This window comes from Spirosoma endophyticum (assembly GCF_900112365.1).
Lineage (GTDB): Bacteria > Bacteroidota > Bacteroidia > Cytophagales > Spirosomataceae > Spirosoma > Spirosoma endophyticum.
The window spans coordinates 13,713-32,184 of the sequence record NZ_FOLQ01000010.1; the positions used below are offsets into that span (position 1 = coordinate 13,713).

Sequence of the window (18,472 nt, forward strand, 5' to 3'; positions counted from 1 at the left end):
AGAAGAAACGAAAGGCCCTCGGGTAGATGGCTGCGTGCAGATAGCAATATGGCGAATTTGAGAAGCAAGGCGTATTTGGCTGGTTAGATCAAGGTCCTGAGTATTATTACACCCGATACCGACTAAGCCACTCGTCTAACTCTCTCCAGTTTGGCATATAGTGAGATAGCTCGGCCCAGAATTCTTTGGCGTGACTTTTCACCTTCGTGTGGCACAGTTCGTGCACGATTACGTAGTCGATGAGCGTGTAGGGAAGTTTGATCAGATCGGGGTTGAGGATAATGGCATTGGTACGGGTGCAACTGCCCCAGCGTTTGCTCATCTGTCGGAACTTCAGTTCCTGATAGGGGAGGACCGTCTTAGCAGACCACTGACGGACGCGTACCGTTAATTTCTCGTGCGCCGTGGCCCGAAAAAAGGCATCTAATGCCTGATGAATAATCGGTTGACTATTGAGCGTCGGGTTGACTTGTATTCGGAAGCGAGATTAATTTTAATCAATGTGGACTTTATCTAACGTAGCGTTAGTAACCACTTCGGTGTAATAATACTTGCCAACAAATTGTCCAGTCGTTGGGCCAATGGTTTAAAGAAATCGGGGTTGCGGTCCATGCCCACTTTAATGGTGTATTTGAGCTGGTTACGCATCTTCAATTCCTTCGTAGCCGGTGAAGCATTCAGGATGTCGGCCCGGAATTTGTCGCGGTCGATAATGGACACGGGTTCGGCCAGTAAGTTTTCGACTCCTTCGGCAATCAGGTGCTTGTTGATCAGGACCTGAAGCATTAGGCTCTCGTCGGCACTGACTTTCAATTCCTCGTCATCGGGGTAGGCATTGCGGGCTTTCAGTTTGATTTCGTTGAATAGCTTGAAATCCGCTTCGTACTTCATGGCCGCTACGTTGGGCAGCACAATTCTGCTCGACTTATTGAATGTCTTCAGCAACTCTTTGAACGTATCGTGGTGGTGAATTGGCTCAACGTAGCGGACAAACGCGTCGATGAACACATCGCGCTGGTAATGACGATCCACTTTGATGAGTTTGGCGAACGTAATAAGTTTGGCATGATTCAGTTCCAGCTTCGGAATTTCGTCGGGGCGGAGATCGCCCGAGAAGATGTCCAGGGCCTGCATCAGCGAGGCCGTGATGCCGAAATAGTCGATAATGAAGCCAGCGGCTTTGCTGCGGTACGTTCGGTTGACGTGGGAAATGGCCTGCAATAAGTTGTGCTCGCGAAGGGGTTTGTCTAGATAGAGGCTTCAGCTTCCTCGCGGGAATAATCTTCGCGCGCTATGATGGCTTCGACTTCCTCCTCGAACCACGTCATTGGCACGTTTAAGGAACAGCATCCCGAAGATGTAATTTTTTAAAATCGGAGCTATCAATGCTGCCCCGCAGGATATTGGCCGAATCCCAAAGCTAGGATTAGAGGGTTTGTAAGTCTAGTTTGGGCATAGTTGGAAACGAAGGAACCGTATGGATTACGTTGTTTAAAGCAACGTGTATTGTCCTTTTTAACGTATCGTTTTGAAATAGATCGTGAATACAGCCTAAAGATGGCTAAGGGTCGACTGTGCTAGCTGATCAATTAGAGACGAAATAAAAGTGAAAAAGCCCAATACGCTAGGTATGTGGGCTTTCTGTCAAAAGTGGTAGTCTCGACGGGAATCGAACCCGTATCAAGCGTTTAGGAAACGCTTATTCTATCCGTTGAACTACGAGACCAAAAAAGGAGCGGTCATGTTGACCGCTCGCTTATGAATGCAAAATTGCCGAAAATCTGTTAACCTGCCAAACCGTCGCTGTATTCAGCCGATTCGCTGAGCGGCACATGAACCCAGTTGGGATAAATGTAGTAGTGCTTCTCTTTTACCAGATCATAAAGCAACTCGCGGAGTTCGCCAATGTTCTCGCCCGTTTCGGCCGAAATAAACGCTACGTAGTCTGCCTTTTGGGCCAGATACGTTTTCTTGAGGTATTCCAGGGCCGTTTTCCGACGTACCGCTACCGGAATAATAACTTCCTCACGCAGGCCATCCTCCGTAAATTCGTCCTCAGCGCTTGTCTCGTCGGTCTCTGTCCACTCCTCTTTTGGCACAAACCGGTCCATTTTATTGAAAACCAGCACCATAGGCTTGTCGGCCGCTTTGATGTCGGCTAACGTAGCATTGACGACTTCAATCTGCTCTTCGAAATTCGGATGCGATACGTCCACTACGTGAACCAGAATATCGGCTTCCCGTACTTCGTCGAGCGTCGACTTAAACGACTCGATCAGCATTGTCGGTAATTTCCGGATAAAACCAACGGTATCGGTCAGCAAAAATGGAACGTTGCCAAGCGTTACTTTGCGAACGGTCGAATCGACTGTAGCAAACAACTTGTTTTCGGCAAAAACATCAGTTTTAGCCAGCGTCCGCATGAGCGTTGACTTGCCTACGTTGGTATAACCGACCAGCGCCACCCGTACCAGACGGTCGCGCTCTTTCCGGCGAGTAACACTCTGTTTATCGATCTTGGCCAGTTTCTCTTTTAAAAAAGAAATCCTGTCTTTCACAATCCGACGGTCCGTTTCAAGCTCTTTCTCCCCCGGTCCACGCATCCCCACACCCCCTTTCTGGCTGGTTAAGTGACTCCACATGCGGGTCAGACGGGGATACATGTACTGGTATTGGGCCAACTCGACTTGCACCCGCGATTGGGCCGTTTGCGCACGCATCGAGAAAATATTCAGGATGAGCAAGCTGCGGTCAAGCACTTTGACATCTTTGAAACTATCTTCCAGGTTTCGCACCTGCGACGGTGTCAGGTCATCATCGAAAATGATGGCATCAACCGGATTGTCAAGAATATAGGTCTGGATTTCCTCCAGCTTTCCCTTACCGACAAAGGTGCGGTTATCGGGATGTTCGAGCTTTTGGGTAAACGTTTTGATCGTTTTAACACCCGAGGTTTCGGCCAGAAACGCTAACTCGTCCAGGTACTCTTTTGTCTGATCGGCGGTCTGCTTCTGCGTAATCAGCGCGACCAGAACGGCGGTTTCTTCGGGTTTATGGGTATCGTTCATGTAAATTCTTAAGGATAATTAGGTAATTTATAGCTTTGTAATAAAGGACTCCGGGTTGCGTCAGGGCTAATAACCCGACTCCACTACGTCGAATGGCCTCTTACAGATTAACTATAAGCCTGTAAATAATAACGGGTCATTTCGGGTAAAAGTTTCGGCGGTAACGAAGCCTGAATGAACAGCTTACGTTACACCTGAACTGTTTTCCATCGGCCGCGCCGAAATACTAAAACGGCAATACCGGCCAGCAATGTTTCGCTGATCGCTACCGACCAGAATACACCCGGCGGTCCCCAGTTCAGGGTATGGGCGAGGGTATAGGCCAGCGGAATTTCAACGACCCAAAAGCACACAATGTTGATGATCGTAGGTGTGCGAGTATCGCCCGCTCCGTTGAGAGCCTGACTTAGCACCATACCATACGCCATAAACAGGTAGCCGAGGCAAAATACCTGGAGGCATTCGACCGCAATGGCCACAACGTTCGCATTGTTGTCGAAAAGGCCCACAATGGTTGCCGCGCCCAGGTAAAACCCAAGCCCAACGGCCGCCAGAAAAAGCATGTTGCAGAAAGCCGCCCGCCAGGCGGAGGTTGCTGCACGTTCGGGCTGACCAGCCCCCAAATTCTGCCCAACCAACGTAGCAGCGGCATTGGCCATGCCCCATGATGGCAGAATCGTGAACACAATAATTCGGATGGCGATGGTATAGCCCGCCACTACGTCACTGCCGAATGTCGACAGAATGCGCGTCAGGAATATCCAGCTGGCTGAACCCACCAGAAACTGACTTGTGCCGCCCACCGCCAGACCGAGCAGATGCCGGATAATTCCTGTATCGGGTGAAACGTCAGACCGGAGAACCTGTATGACACCTTTTACGCGGGTAAGCGCGTAGAGTTGGTAGAGGACACCGATGCTACGTCCCGCGGTTGTCGCAACGGCCGATCCCATGACGCCAAGTTCAGGAAACGGACCCAGTCCGAAAATGAATACCGGACAAAGCGCAATGTTTATGCCATTGGCGATCCATAATGATTGCATCGCTACAGAGGCATCGCCCGAACCGCGTAGGCAACCGCTTAATGTATACAGGAGCATGATGGCGGGTGCACTGGCAAAAATCATTCGGGTAAATCCTACACCGTTGGCAATGAGCCGTTCATCGCCACCCATTAGCCGGAGAATGTCTTCGGCAAACACAAAACCCACTACGCCCATAATCAGGCCGAGCCCAAGCGAAACCAGGATCACCTGCCCAACGGCCATACTAGCACCCCGCACATTTTTCTCGCCGATTCGACGGGATACTAAGGCAGTTGCCGCCGTACTGAGGCCAATGGCCACGGAGTAGACCAGCGTTAGTACCGATTCGGTGAGGCCCACGGTGGCGATGGCCTGCGTGCCGATTTTAGCCACAAAAAATACATCGACGACCGCGAACAGCGATTCCATTACCATTTCCAGAATCATCGGAACCGACAATAGGAAGATGGCCCGGTTAATACTGCCGGTTGTAAAATTGGTTTCTGTACCGCGCAATGCAGCCAGGAATAACCGAAAGAATTTGGTCATTGAAACAAAAAACTATGCCGTAGCCTTAGGGGCTACTGACAGCGTACTGGATACTATGAAAGTAAGTGTGGCTACCCGGCTGGTCCGATAGATCGGCGGGTGGCAGAAACCAGGAGAGGAAAAGAAAAACCTCCGAAGGGTTTTTAAGCGAGGAAAATCATGGGCTTTGACGGACCGCCGTTGCGGACGCAGTTAAGGTTGCAAATCTACGGATTTCTTTTAGCGAAATCCAAATTCGTTTGAGTAAACGGTAGTACTTTAAGGGTAACTTATTGATAATTAGATGGTTTATAATTGTTCGTTTACGCCAGCCCGGTTAGAAAGTCAAACGTGAACGTGCGACCAAAAATCCGTTTGAGCAAAAGAGTTTTACTACGTTTACTGACTACGGGCAGCAAACCATAATGAGCTTGTGTAGTTAACCAAGTATGAATACGTCCCACCCTTTTCTACATGAGATTGATGATTATCTACATACTGAGTTGGCAACGGCCCGATATCCGGACGATGAGCAGGGTGGTATTTATCATTCATCCGAACGTCCGGTAAAGCGGCTTGGTCTGTTGCTGGAACCCTTTTCCGGACTGCCTGTCTGGGTAAAGGAGACCCAGGTTGACGGACTCTGGATACATCGTCACTGGCAACTTGATTTGACCGCTCTTCCGCCCGACGTAGGTATCGTGGCCCATCATTTGCCTTTCGATGAAACATTGACAATTGGGTATAATCTGCGGCTGTCCAGAAAACTTGGCGCTATTGGTGACCCTGAACCGTTGGGTTATAAACAGAGTAATTCCTCAACAGGTGAGCTACTTCCAGATCGTCCGATTGGCATGTTGATTGATGTAGCGCGTCATGAGTTTGATATATGGCTGGATACATGCAAACGTATTTTTGGTGGATATGAACGGGCAGAAGCCGGGCTGGATTCAGTTGTAGAGCAAGCAACTAGCTACCGAGTGGCGGTTGTCGGTGCGATGACGGATGCGCTTGTTCGCGAAGCTGCCGAACGGGGCGCTCAGGTTTACCTGACGGGTGCGTATCGTAAACCTGCCCAACAAGCGGTCGATGAATGTGGTATGGCCGTTGTGGCTGTTGGCCATCGACGGAGCGAAGAATGGGGCCTGAAAGAATTAGCTGATTTATTGCATGAACGCTGGTCAATTGACTGCTACATTCATCAATCAACGGCAATAAGCAGACTTTAAGCAATCGTACGCGGATCATCTGCCACTCGTGTATTGTCGTAGAAGGTATCCATCAGCGTCATGTCTTCGTCGGAAATGCTGAAATCCAGTACGTTGAAATTTTCCTGAATGCGTTCGCGCTTCACCGATTTTGGGATTGTAACGACGCCATGTTGAATTGACCACCTGACCAGCATCTGATACGTTGATTTACCATATTTTTCCGCCAGTGCGATCAACTTTGGATCATCCCGTTTCTTGCCCCGCACCATAGGCGCATAGCCTTCGGGCTGAATGTTTTTATCACGACAATAAGTAATCACCTCAGGTAAATAGCTGTAGGGACTGAATTCTACCTGATTGATAGCAGGTATGATGCGGGCCTCGGTTAAAAGTTCATCTATATGGGCTGGATAATGATTGGAGACGCCAATAGCGCGGGCGCGGCCGTCGGCATAGATTTTCTCCAGTGCCCGCCAGGTTTCGTGCCGGTGTTCCTTGATGGGCCAGTGAATAAGATACAAGTCGATCACATCAAGTCGCAGCCGTTCCAAACTCCGGTTAAAGGCACGTAGTGTGCGGGTATACCCCTGGTCATCGTTCCAGACTTTGGTTGTAATAAAAATATCGCTTCGGGGAATACCACTTTCCCGGATAGCATCGGCTACCTCGCGTTCGTTGTTGTAAGCCGTGGCTGTATCAATCAGGCGGCAACCCGCTTCCAGCGCCCACTCGACGGCCTGCTGCACCTCGCTGATATTCTTCGGGGCATGAACTCCAAGGCCCAGCAGGGGCATTTCAACGCCATTGTTAAGAGTCGTAGATGGTATTTTCATTGACTATCGTATGGTTCTGCTAGTAGAAGACTAAAATCAGCTAAGATGTTTTGTAAAGACTATGCTTTCGGGATTCCTACGTTCGATTGACCCGTAAATCGTAGTGAAGATCATTTCCTTAGGCAATCATGCTCGTTCATTTAATTAATTTTTTAATCTTTTTTTAATTTAATTAAATCCGTTTGATGCGTACAGCCGTATAGTCACTTGTCAATCAATAACTCCTTATAACGGTATGACTATGCTTTACAAAAAACAAGTTCGAAGCCTCCTGGGTATCCTGGCTGTTAGCTCATTATTACTCCTGAACGCGTGTCAGGATCACCGTTTAGCGCCCGACCCGGCTACGGTTCCTGATGTTACGGTATATGCTCTGAACGATGCCAATCAACTCCTGCGATTCAGCGTTCGCACGCCCGGTACTACAGTTCCGGTATCTATTTCGGGGACAAACCAGGATGAACGTATTCTGGCTATCGATTTCAGACCCGCTACCGGGCAGCTTTATGGCGTGAGTAACCAGAGCCGCATGTTCGTGATTAATCCGATGACAGGGGCAGCACGAGCACTCGGTATGTCGGCCTTTAGCCCCGCTATTTCTGGCACAATGGTTGGTCTGGATTTCAATCCAACGGTTGATCGTATCCGACTGGTTACCAATACCGGTCAGGATTTGCGCCTGAATCCTGAAACAGGGGGCTTAGCGGCTATTGACGGCGCTATTAATGGTGTATCGGGCGCTATGATTACGGAAGTAGCTTATACCAATAATAAAGCAGGAGCGACAACGACAACGCTGTATGACATCGATCCCGCAACGGACCGGCTCTACATTCAAAATCCACCAAACAACGGTACGTTAACCGACGTTGGACCACTGGGCCTGGACATTACGGGAGCGGCTGGTTTCGATATTTCACCAACCGATAATACGCAAGGGCTGGTGGCTGTCACGTTTAACGGTGCATCAGAATTGCAGCAGATCAACCTATCTACGGGCCGTTTACAAAAATTGGGTAATCTGCCTGGCACGATCATTGGTCTGGCTATTCCGACAGAACCGGTCGCCTACGCCATCGAAGGTACCAGCAACCTGCTGGTCTTCAATCCAATGAGTCCAACCCCGGTTTCTAAAACAATTGCGGGTTTGCAGTCGGGCGAATCGCTGGTCGGTATTGATACCCGCCCGTTAAATGGACAATTGTTGGCCCTGGGAAGCTCCAGCCGACTATATTCAATTGCGGTTACGGCTACGACTAGCTGGAGCGCTGTTGCCGTTGGTAGTGCAGGTGCATTTACCTTATCCGGTACGGATTTCGGGTTTGATTTCAACCCCACTGTAGACCTTATTCGAGTGGTTAGCAACACCGGGCAGAACCTGCGTTTGAATCCAAATAATGGGACGTTAACCGCAACAGATGGAAACTTAAACCCCGGTACGCCTAACATATCGGCTGCTGCTTACACAAACAACTTCGTAGGAACAGCCACTACGATGTTGTACGATATCAATATTATTCCTGGTAGCAGCGCTGTTTTATACACGCAAAATGCCAACCCCGGAACATTAACGATGGTCGGACCATTGGGTGTGGATGCCGAAAGCGCCAATGGATTCGATATTGGCGGCATGAGTAATACCGCCTATGCCTTACTACGTGTCGCTGGCTCAACCAAAGTATACTCGATCAACCTGGCCAGCGGAACCGCTACGGCGGGTGCAACCCTGCCAGGAAATCCAACGGTTCGTGGTTTCACGCTCGGCTTAGGGTTCTAAGCAGCCAGTTTGTTACGTTGAATGGCCCGCCTTGTCTGAGACAAGGCGGGCCATTACGTTTAGAATCAAGCATTTATGTCGGGAAATTCTACCGACTCAAATACAAATTTCTTTCGGAGTACACTTTCTGGAAGAAATCATCGGTTAAATCGTCGATGAAGTAAATGCCCTCACCGGTCGATTTCATTTCGGGGCCGAGTTCCTTGTTCACATTCGGGAACTTGCTGAACGAGAACACCGGAATCTTGATCGCGTAGCCTTTTTTAACCGGGTTGAACTTGAAATCCTTTACCTTTTTGTCGCCCAGCATCACCTTCGTAGCATAATTCACATACGGCTCCTGATAGGCTTTGCAAATGAACGGTACTGTCCGGCTGGCACGTGGGTTGGCTTCGATGATGTAAACGACCTCATTCTTGATAGCAAACTGAATATTGATCAGCCCGACGGTTTTGAGTGCAACGGCAATCTTGCGGGTGTGTTCCTCAATCTGCCGGATCACATTATCGCTCAGATCGAAGGTTGGCAATACGGCATACGAATCGCCGGAGTGGATGCCCGCAGGTTCGATGTGCTCCATAATGCCGATGATATACACATCTTCACCGTCGCAAATGGCGTCGGCCTCAGCTTCGATGGCGTTTTCGAGGAAGTGGTCGAGTAGGATGTTATTATCCGGAATATCTTCCAGAATCTTCATCACATGCTGTTCCAGTTCGTTCTCGTTGATGACGATTTTCATGTTCTGACCGCCCAGTACGTAGCTTGGACGCACCAACAGCGGGAAACCTAGTTCGCGCGATAATTCCAGCGCTGCTTCCGATTCACGTACCGTACCGAACTTAGGATAAGGAATATTCAGCGTCTTCAGCATTTCCGAGAAATGTCCACGATCTTCAGCAAGGTCGAGGGCTTCCCAGCTCGTACCAATGATTTTGATGCCGTAGCGAGTCAGCTTTTCGGCCATTTTCAGCGCCGTTTGCCCGCCTAACTGCACAATTACGCCCTCGGGCTGCTCGTGCATGATGATCGCGTGAACATGTTCCCAGAAAACCGGCTCAAAGTACAGCTTATCGGCAATGTCGGGGTCGGTTGAAACAGTTTCCGGGTTGCAATTGATCATGATCGTTTCATACCCCGCTTCCTTAGCGGCCAGTACGCCGTGTACGCACGAATAATCGAACTCGATACCCTGTCCAATCCGGTTTGGCCCCGAACCCAAAATGACAACTTTCTTCCGATCACTACGTATCGATTCATTGCCGGGCAAGTCAGAAACGGGTTCCGCGTGGTCGGTCGTGATGGGCACCTGGTTGTTAAACGTCGAGTAATAGTACGGCGTTTTAGCCTCGAATTCAGCCGCGCAGGTATCTACACATTTATATACCCGTCGGATATTATGCGCCTGTCGGTACGCGTAAATCTTGCTTTCCTTCACCTGTAGCAGGTGAGCTAGTTGACGGTCGGCGTAGCCTTTTTGCTTGGCCGTGCGCAGGAGTTCGGGTGGAATATCGTCCAGATCGTACTGTTGAATTTCGCGCTCCAATTCGATCAGCTCTTCAATCTGGTGCAAAAACCAGGGATCGATTTTGGTTAGCTGCTGAATCGTGCGGAACGACATACCGGCTTTAAAAGCATCGTAAATATGGAACAGTCGGTTCCAGCTTGGGTGCTGTAAACTTTCCGTCAGCGCGTTACGGTCGGTGAGTTCGTGACCGTCGGCACCAAGCCCGTTACGTCGGATTTCGAGCGATTGACAGGCTTTTTGCAACGCTTCCTGAAAGTTCCGGCCAATACCCATCGTTTCGCCCACCGATTTCATTTGCAGCCCCAGCGAACGGTCTGCACCCGGAAACTTATCAAAGTTCCAGCGGGGAACTTTCACGATAACATAGTCGATGGCCGGTTCGAAAAAGGCCGACGTTGTACCCGTAATGGGATTTGTTAACTCGTCGAGATTATACCCAACCGCCATTTTAGCAGCAATCTTGGCAATCGGGTAGCCCGTTGCTTTCGATGCCAGCGCCGATGACCGGCTCACTCGTGGATTTACTTCAATAACAATGATGTCATCGGTTTGTGGGTTGACCGAAAACTGGATGTTACACCCGCCCGCAAACTGCCCGATGCCACTCATCACGCGGATGGACAGATCACGCATTTTTTGGTATAACGTATCGGGCAGCGTCATGGCCGGAGCAACCGTAATACTGTCGCCGGTATGAATACCCATCGGGTCGAAATTTTCGATGGAGCAGATGATGATGAAGTTGCCGTTGTTATCGCGGAGCAACTCCAGCTCATATTCTTTCCAGCCCATTACGCTTTGTTCTACCAATACTTCGTGAACAGGCGATGCGTGCAAACCGGCGGTGAGTGCTTTGTCGAAATCTTCGGGCCGGTTCACGAAACCGCCCCCTGTGCCACCGAGCGTAAACGATGGCCGAATAACGAGTGGAAAACCGATCTCCTGCGCAATTTCTTTGCCTTCCAGAAATGAACGGGCGGTGCGTCCTTTGCAAACACCGGCACCCAGTTCAATCATCAACAACCGGAATTTCTCGCGATCTTCGGTTGTTTCAATGGCTTTAATATCCACGCCGATGATCTTGACGTCGTATTTCTGCCAGATACCCGCCTTATCGCAGTCAATGGCCAGATTCAACGCTGTTTGACCGCCCATTGTCGGGAGAACGGCGTCAATAGGCCGGCCCATTTCCTGGTGTTTTTTCAGGATTTCAACAATGGATTTCTTCTCCAGTGGCAGCAGATAAACAAAATCGGCGTTGATCGGATCGGTCATGATGGTGGCCGGATTGGAGTTGATCAACGACACTTCGATGCCTTCTTCGCGAATGGATCGGGCGGCTTGAGAGCCAGCGTAATCGAACTCACACGCCTGACCAATGACGATTGGGCCTGAGCCGATAATAAGAACGGAGCGAATTTGGGAGTTTTTAGGCATTTTTCAGTGGGACAATGAACCGCTACGGTCACCCGGCACGCGGGCGACCCCGAAGGAATAATGTCTATTGAATATTGGTAACCAAGATGAATTTACGATTCGTTAGCTGTTTATGGCTAGCCAAAAATCCTGCAAAAGTAGTGTATCCCCGCCAAAGGAGCAGGGTAATAATCCGAAAAAAAGTACGCTTCCTGACAAATTGAACGCTAAGAAGACTTATACGTTAATACTGTTTACAATAGTCTGGCAGTAAGACCGTCTGAGTACCCAGTATTCCTGACGACATTTAATGGATTGTGGCCCAAAATATTTAGTTGGAAATCTGACGAGAATCGTTGATTTGTACCATACGTAGCGTAGTCCGTCTTTGCCGATACTACGTATATCAAGTACTTTTGTTAGGTAAAATAGACGACTGAAGCAACTTCCATAGCCGCCTGTTTATTTCCCAAAACCGTCTGACAGTCATGAGAAAAGATAGCCGATTCTACAGCATATTATTCAATAAATGTCCTCGTTGTCATGAGGGCGACTTCTTTGTTACAAACAGCGCTTTCAGTCGTCACTTCGACGACATGCACGACCATTGTCCACATTGTGGGGAGAACTTCACGCCCGAACCCGGCTTCTACTGGGCATCCATGTTTGTTAGTTACGCTTTCTTTACCATCTGGACCCTGCTTACTTTCTTCGTTGCGGTTCAGTGGTTGAAAATTGATGTAGACTATTATCTGATGGGGTTAATCCCGTCCTACCTTATTCTGACACCTTATTTCTTTCGGGTAGCGCGTCGAACCTGGTTAACGTTATTTATCGCTCCAAAGCCCAATCATGTAGGGAGTTCGGTGCCGGTTACCAAGGGATAATATACAAGCAAGATGAAGAACTCGAACCTGTTCAAACTTTTTAGCGAATAGGGCGCAATGCAAACTATGCTAGCGGGTACTGTACAAAAACAAAAAACCGGTAGTGGGGATTAACCCGCTACCGGTTTCATATGTAAGCGCTACTGTTAGTTGAATTTTACAACGAACGGCGTAGCAATAGCTAGTACCTGTTCTTTGGTCAGTGGCTCATCGAATGCCTCTGAAGCAGTATCCGTCTGAATACCTGCTATAGATGCTACGTTAAGATTAGCCTGCGTAATCATGTTGTCGCCTTTGTATACAGCGCCAACACCTGGGATGTTAGAGGTATCTTCGTTGGTAATCCAGCCTTTATAGCCACGTAGTTGTCGAACACGCGCTGCATGACGAGCCTCAACCGAGTGGATTTGTAAAGCTACTTCCAGGACAGCTGGTACACCAATCAAGCGGGGAGCCTGACCTTTGTAAGCGCGAACGCCCGTATCTTCCAGTGCCTGCGATACCGCCAGATATGTATCGTAGTTCGTAAGAACGTTTGCGAAAGCACCTTTGTAGGTAAGGTCGAACGTAGGTTTTGCAATGGCACCACCCGGTTTTACACCACCCAGCGCATTGATCAACAGAGCAACGTGTGCATTTTCATGCTTGGCAATTTGTGTATATATCGTACGAGCTACACTGCCCTGGGGAAGCAAATTTGATGCAGCCAGGCCCATGTTGTAAAATTCGGCTTCCAGATATTCCAGTGTCAGAGCAAAGTTCAGTACGTCGGCAACATCCTCCGCTCCGGCGTAGGCTTTGTTTAGCATAGAGGCAAAAACGACCGGAGCACCTGCGGCAGCGCCTTTCATTGCCTTCTTCATAAAGGTTTGGAACATATTCCGACGGGAGACGTGCTCAAGGCGTTCGAACACTTCGCCATCTACCTTTTCAATATCATTAAGTATGTTTTGTAATATCATGGCTATAGGAGATTAGAAGCTGGCTTAAGCAGCGTTGAAGTTGAACTTCTGTTTGAGGAATGGAGCTACTATTGTTAGTACTTCTCTGAATGACCGTACTTTATCTAAACCAGTCGTATCATCAACCTCCGGCATTCCTGCGAACGATACTGAATTTGGATCAATTAATGCCGCAATAACCGCTGCGTGACGGGCTTCAACCGACACGATTTTTCCCGCCAGCGTTAAATAATCGGCGCTCTTGATGAATTTACCCGCACCATTGTAGGCAGATACGCCAACGTTTTCATACGTTTTAGCTACGCTTAACACAGCATCACGGCTCGAGAAGTTAATCGTGCTGAAGTCGGGTGTGAGGTCTGGAATAGCAGCGCCACCCAGCGCCGTTCTGAATAACTCGCGGTGACCAACTTCGTGGTCTCTGATATCTTTGAGAATGATCCGTTCTGCATCCGTAATGCCCGAGTAAGGCGTCATCATCACTTGAACATAGAAAGCCGCTTCAAGCTGTTCCAGCGCATACGCGTAGTTAAGGATGGCTACATCGTTTGTCTGAAGATCACCAAGGTCAACCACTTCACCTATTGCGGCTGCACGGCCAGCACCGCGCGGAACGGCTGAATCCATTACTTCACTGTGGCAGGCACTCAGGGCTACGCCGGCAGCAGCTGTTGCACCAAGATATCGCATAAAGATACGGCGCCCGAGTCTGGCCGAATCTATGCCCGTAAGTAAGCGACTAACGTCAGTCGAGTCTTTAGGAAGTTGTGTCATTGAGCTAGATAATTTATTGGAATACCCCCGTTTGTCGGAAGATTTGCATTATCTACGCGATAAAGGCCTACAAGGTTTTGGTGAAATCGAAAATATTTTGTAATAAAATTGATTATCGCGTAAACGGGCCGGAAAAGACCGTTTACGAAAGAAATAAGTGAAAAAATATTATCTAAAAAAGGTGAAATTGATTAAAATTTAGAATTTGCGTAAAATTATGAAGTCGATTACATATGTCCCCCAACCAATTCCTGAGAGAGTCTACTTTTTGAGCTTTGTTCTATAATTGCGACTTTTTTGAAAACAATCGCCTTCGGTGGTAGTTGTAAATAGAAGTTTAGAAACATCGAAAAAGAAACTGTTATGATTACGAATAAAGAAATTGTTGACGATCTCAACGATCTGGTCAAAATCAATAATGACCGTATTCAGGGATATGAAAAAGCTATTGAGGACAACGAGGACTCAGAACTGGACGACCTATTCCGGCACTACGTTATTCAGAGTCAAAATTTCCGTAGCCAACTGGCCGACCATATAGTTCGTATTGACGGACTGGCGGTGTCTGATGCTACGTCGACCGATGTGTCGAGTAAAATTCACCGCGCCTGGATTGATATCAAGTCAGCCTTGACCGGTAAGGATCGTGAAACAGTATTAAGCTCAGTCGAATTTGGCGAAAGCGCGGCCGTAGAAGCTTATCAGGACGCGATCGCGAAAGACCACATTCCGGCTTACATCAAAGAAGATTTGCAAAAGCAACTTGGTCAATTGACCGAAGCCTGGGACAAGGTAAAAGGCTTACAAAAAGTAGCCTAAAAATACATGACAAACCAAAAAAGCCAGTCAGTTGACTGGCTTTTTTGGTTTGTCATGTATTTTTAGGCGGGCAGTGGCATGTCCTGAAAGTCTTCATCTGTCAGTTTAATCGTTGCTGCCAGTACATTTTCCTCCAAATGTTTCACGGATGACGTTCCGGCAATTGGGAGCATCACGGGCGAAGCCGCCAGCAACCACGCCAGCGCAATTTGATAGTCAGTTGCGTTATGCCTTTTTGCCACTCTTTCGATGGTTTCTTCGGCTGAAATATTGCCGGCGTTAAGCGGAAACCAGGGAATGAAAGCAATGTTGTTTTGCTCGCAGTACGTCAACACATCGTTCCAGCGCTGTTCACCAAAGTTGTACATATTCTGCACCGATACAACCTCAAAATACTTTTTGGCTTCTTCAATCTGATTAACATCTACTTCCGAGAGACCAATATGCTTGATTTTCCCCTGCTGCTGCGCTTCCTGCAAAAAGCTCAGGTACTCATCGGTTGGTACTTTGGAATCGAAACGGTGAAGCTGATACAAGTCGATCTGGTCGAGTTTCAAGCGTTTCAGGCTACCGTTCAGCGCTTCTTCGAGGTGTTTGCGACTCCCGTCAACGGGCCATTGATTGGGCCCGGTACGTAGTAATCCGCCTTTAGTGGCAATCGTTAGTCCCTTAGGGTAGGGGTAGAGCGCTTCCGCGATGAGTTCTTCCGAAACATGCGGTCCGTAACTATCGGCTGTATCAATGAAATTAATGCCCAGATCGAGCGTGCGTTTCAAAACGCGAATGCTCTCATCATGGTCTTTAGGAGGTCCCCAGATACCGTCGCCGGTCAGGCGCATAGCTCCGTAAGCCATTCGGTTAACGGTAATATCTCCGCCGATGGTAATAGTACCAGCCGCGGTGGCGGGTTGTTGTTCAGTTGCTTGCATGATCTTTACTGTTGGTTGTATTTATAAACAGAGCTGGTATTCACGCCCTCTATACATAAACAAACAGAAATGTTTTTTGTATCAGCAACCCCTAAAGTTTTCGTATTTATTACCGTTTCTCAATTCCGTCCAGTACCCGTCGAATCACGTTGGCACGTTGCATGAAATCGAGTGAGGTTACTACGTCCTGATCGTCAATTACCTGCTTAAATTGCTGAAGGAACTCGATGTAAGCCGCCAGTGCATCGGATACATTCACCCGGTTCTGGTCAAAAATGGGTGCCCACATCTGCGGTGAACTCTTGGCCAGACGTACCGTTGAGCTAAAACCAGTGCTCGCCATATCGAAGATGGCCTGCTCATCTTTTTCCTTTTCCAATACGGTCAATCCGAGGGCGAAAGCACTGATATGGCTCAGATGTGATACGTAGGCCAAATGCAGGTCATGTTCCTGCGGGGTCATGTAAAATAGTTTCATACCTGCATCCCGAAATAAACTTTCGGCCAGTATCAAACTGTCGGGATTACTTTTCTCGCGGTCGCAGATGATCAGGTTTTTTCCCGGTAATAATTCCCGGAATGCTGCGCCTGGGCCCGAATTCTCGGTGCCCGCCATGGGGTGGGCGGCAACAAACTGTGCGCGTTTGGGATGCGCATCAGCTACACCGCAAATCAGCTCTTTGGTGGAGCCTAAGTCGATTACGGTTGCACCAGCGGGCAATTGGTCAAGTACGGTGGGCAACAGGTCAATGATGACGTTGACGGGTATCGCCAACACGACGACTGTACTTTGGGCGACAGCATCGGCCAGTGGCAATACTTCATCAACAATTCCTTTCGCCAACGCCAATTGACCGTTCACTACGGATGAATCTACGCCAATGAAATGCATTTTGGGGTATTTCTCGCGTACGGCCAGGGCGAAGGAACCACCCAGTAAACCTACGCCTATGATACTGACAACCATCTGAATTGCACCGGCAACCCGGCGGGATTTTTATGATTTAGCTGACTGATTTTAATTTATTTCTCAGTCTTAAATTTCTTATTCATTAATCTTTTGAACTGAAGGCTTGAGCTACCAAAATTTATGAGCATCCCTACTTCAAGATTGTAAGCTTCTAGGTAGTTGATTCCCTGAGCCAGATGATCATCATTGAGCGCAACGATTGCTTTTAATTCAACCGATACTACGTCTTCAATTAAAAAATCAACCCTGCGGGAGCCTATATGTCGTCCTTTGAAGAAAATGGGCATGTCAAACTCACGAGCAAATCCAATTCCGCATTCTTCTAATTCTATGGCTAATGCCCGTTGATATATAACTTCTTGAAAACCATTTCCTAGAATCTTATGAACCTCAAATGCGCAACCAATTACTTCACTAGTTAATTCTGAGTGCCTGTATTCAGCTTTAATCATATAAGCTTGTTTGTCTACAAATCGCAAATAAGAGTTGCAATCAATAACAAACCAGCACTAAATCAAAGTCAGTCAGCTAAATCATAAAAATCCCGCCGGGTTGCCGGTGCAATTCAGACGCATTGTAGCCTCCTCAATACGTTCTTTATTCATGCACAATGAAATCCGCACATACCGGTTCCCTTTGGGACCGAAAATAAAGCCTGGCGCAATGAAAACGTGTTTATTGACTAGTAAATCATTGACCAGCGCTTCCGCAGACTCAACCGAATCAGGGAGTTTAGCCCAGATAAAAAGACCTTCCTGATCGGTAGTGTAAGTGCAACCGAGCGCGTTCAGAAAGGCGTGAACGGCATCCAGACGACCCTGATAGACGGCGTTACGTTCCCGATGCCATTCATCAGAATTGGTAAGCGCTTCGGCGGCCGCATCCATCAGTGGCTTGAATTGTCCCGAATCGACGTTGCTTTTGATCGTTAGCACTGCATCGACATAGGGCCTGGCTCCAGCCATCCAGCCAATGCGCCAGCCCGCCATATTATGCGATTTACTGAGCGAATTCAATTCAATCGCTACGTCCTTCGCACCATCGATCGAGAGCAAACTAATAGGCGGTTTTTTATTCAGAATCAGGCTGTACGGGTTGTCGTGGCATAAGAGAATCCGGTGGTCATGCGCAAACCGAACTGCCCGCTCAAACAGGGCGTGGGTAGCGGGGGCGCCGGTGGGCATGTGCGGGTAATTCAGCCAGATAATTTTCGTGGGATTCGACGTGGCACCCGATGCGTTGGTTTCCTGAATCAGATCTTCCATTACGTCCCAGTCGGGTTGCCAGCCACCGTGTTCGAGCAACGGATACTCACGAACGTTTGCCCCAACCATACTACTTACTGCCCGATAGGCCGGGTACCCAAGTTCGGGCACCAGGACGCCGTCGCCGTCGTTCAGGAATGTCAGCGAAATATGGGTAATACCTTCTTTAGAGCCGATGAGGGGCAGAATTTCGGTATCCGCATCGAGCGTTACGCCGTAAGTATGTCTGTAAAATTGGGCAATACCCTGACGTAGATCCGGCGTTCCTTTGTAGGGCTGATAGCCGTGGGATGTCGGCTGATACGCTGATTTTACGAGTGCGTCCAACGTATTGGCAGACGGCATCATGTCGGGATTGCCAATGCCAAGATTGATGACATCGTGGCCAGCCGCCATCAGGCGACGGACTTCGGCCAACTTAACCGAAAAATAATATTCCTGCGTTTGGTCGGCGCGGTGGGCGAGAGGGATAATCATGAA

Annotated in this window: 16 protein-coding genes and 1 tRNA gene; 4 read left to right on the forward strand and 13 right to left on the reverse strand. The window is 48.6% G+C overall.

Annotated features, from left to right (window positions below; all coding sequences use genetic code 11):
- Positions 1 to 106: 106 nt before the first annotated feature.
- From BM202_RS22140 to BM202_RS22160, 5 genes are all read right to left on the reverse strand, one after another.
- On the reverse strand, positions 107 to 475 hold the full coding sequence (locus BM202_RS22140) for a M48 family metallopeptidase (RefSeq protein WP_093830214.1): 369 nt from the start codon (positions 473 to 475) through the stop codon (positions 107 to 109).
- A 38-nt stretch (positions 476 to 513) separates the two neighbouring features.
- The gene (locus BM202_RS22145; protein WP_177236651.1) at positions 514 to 1,221 is read right to left on the reverse strand and encodes a hypothetical protein; all 708 of its coding nucleotides are present in this window, start codon (positions 1,219 to 1,221) and stop codon (positions 514 to 516) included.
- Between the two features lie 430 nt (positions 1,222 to 1,651).
- Positions 1,652 to 1,726: transfer RNA gene (locus tag BM202_RS22150), tRNA-Arg, on the reverse strand.
- Positions 1,727 to 1,784: 58 nt separating this feature from the next.
- Entirely contained in the window at positions 1,785 to 3,068 is a 1,284-nt protein-coding gene (gene hflX, locus BM202_RS22155; RefSeq protein ID WP_093830218.1) for a GTPase HflX, read from the reverse strand.
- A gap of 188 nt (positions 3,069 to 3,256) precedes the next feature.
- A complete protein-coding gene (locus tag BM202_RS22160) occupies positions 3,257 to 4,642 on the reverse strand; it encodes an MATE family efflux transporter (RefSeq protein ID WP_093830220.1) in 1,386 nt (461 codons plus the stop codon).
- Positions 4,643 to 5,070: 428 nt separating this feature from the next.
- Here BM202_RS22160 and BM202_RS22165 point away from each other — a divergent pair, with 428 nt between their 5' ends.
- Complete coding sequence (locus BM202_RS22165) at positions 5,071 to 5,850, forward strand: Nif3-like dinuclear metal center hexameric protein (RefSeq protein ID WP_093830222.1); 780 nt, start codon at positions 5,071 to 5,073, stop codon at positions 5,848 to 5,850.
- Here the strand turns inward: BM202_RS22165 and BM202_RS22170 are convergent.
- Entirely contained in the window at positions 5,847 to 6,665 is an 819-nt protein-coding gene (locus tag BM202_RS22170) for an aldo/keto reductase (RefSeq protein ID WP_093830226.1), read from the reverse strand. The two genes, BM202_RS22165 and BM202_RS22170, sit on opposite strands and share 4 nt — an antisense overlap.
- Before the next feature lie 235 nt (positions 6,666 to 6,900).
- Here BM202_RS22170 and BM202_RS22175 point away from each other — a divergent pair, with 235 nt between their 5' ends.
- Complete coding sequence (locus BM202_RS22175; RefSeq protein WP_245776743.1) at positions 6,901 to 8,442, forward strand: DUF4394 domain-containing protein; 1,542 nt, start codon at positions 6,901 to 6,903, stop codon at positions 8,440 to 8,442.
- 88 nt (positions 8,443 to 8,530) lie between these two features.
- On the opposite strand, the gene carB is transcribed toward BM202_RS22175, so the two are convergent.
- Entirely contained in the window at positions 8,531 to 11,407 is a 2,877-nt protein-coding gene (gene carB / locus BM202_RS22180; RefSeq protein ID WP_093830231.1) for a carbamoyl-phosphate synthase large subunit, read from the reverse strand.
- Between the two features lie 467 nt (positions 11,408 to 11,874).
- Between carB and BM202_RS22185 the strand changes: the two genes are divergently transcribed.
- On the forward strand, positions 11,875 to 12,273 hold the full coding sequence (locus tag BM202_RS22185) for a DUF983 domain-containing protein (RefSeq protein WP_093830233.1): 399 nt from the start codon (positions 11,875 to 11,877) through the stop codon (positions 12,271 to 12,273).
- Between the two features lie 146 nt (positions 12,274 to 12,419).
- Here BM202_RS22185 and BM202_RS22190 read toward each other — a convergent pair whose 3' ends face one another.
- Positions 12,420 to 13,235, reverse strand: a complete 816-nt coding sequence (locus BM202_RS22190) for a ferritin-like domain-containing protein (RefSeq protein WP_093830235.1) — start codon at positions 13,233 to 13,235, stop codon at positions 12,420 to 12,422.
- Positions 13,236 to 13,259: 24 nt separating this feature from the next.
- Positions 13,260 to 13,925 (reverse strand): ferritin-like domain-containing protein, encoded by a 666-nt coding sequence (locus BM202_RS22195; RefSeq protein WP_245776744.1) that lies wholly within the window; start codon positions 13,923 to 13,925, stop codon positions 13,260 to 13,262.
- A 447-nt stretch (positions 13,926 to 14,372) separates the two neighbouring features.
- On the opposite strand from BM202_RS22195, the gene BM202_RS22200 reads away from it, so the two are divergent.
- Positions 14,373 to 14,828, forward strand: a complete 456-nt coding sequence (locus tag BM202_RS22200; RefSeq protein WP_093830239.1) for a ferritin-like domain-containing protein — start codon at positions 14,373 to 14,375, stop codon at positions 14,826 to 14,828.
- 62 nt (positions 14,829 to 14,890) lie between these two features.
- Here the strand turns inward: BM202_RS22200 and BM202_RS22205 are convergent, their stop codons facing one another.
- The 4 genes from BM202_RS22205 to BM202_RS22220 form a co-directional block, all read right to left on the reverse strand.
- On the reverse strand, positions 14,891 to 15,757 hold the full coding sequence (locus BM202_RS22205; RefSeq protein ID WP_093830241.1) for an aldo/keto reductase: 867 nt from the start codon (positions 15,755 to 15,757) through the stop codon (positions 14,891 to 14,893).
- Between the two features lie 109 nt (positions 15,758 to 15,866).
- The gene (locus BM202_RS22210; protein WP_093830243.1) at positions 15,867 to 16,724 is read right to left on the reverse strand and encodes a prephenate dehydrogenase; all 858 of its coding nucleotides are present in this window, start codon (positions 16,722 to 16,724) and stop codon (positions 15,867 to 15,869) included.
- 56 nt (positions 16,725 to 16,780) lie between these two features.
- A complete protein-coding gene (locus tag BM202_RS22215) occupies positions 16,781 to 17,179 on the reverse strand; it encodes a GxxExxY protein (protein WP_093830245.1) in 399 nt (132 codons plus the stop codon).
- A gap of 81 nt (positions 17,180 to 17,260) precedes the next feature.
- A complete protein-coding gene (locus BM202_RS22220; RefSeq protein WP_093830247.1) occupies positions 17,261 to 18,469 on the reverse strand; it encodes a pyridoxal phosphate-dependent aminotransferase in 1,209 nt (402 codons plus the stop codon).
- Positions 18,470 to 18,472: the final 3 nt, after the last annotated feature.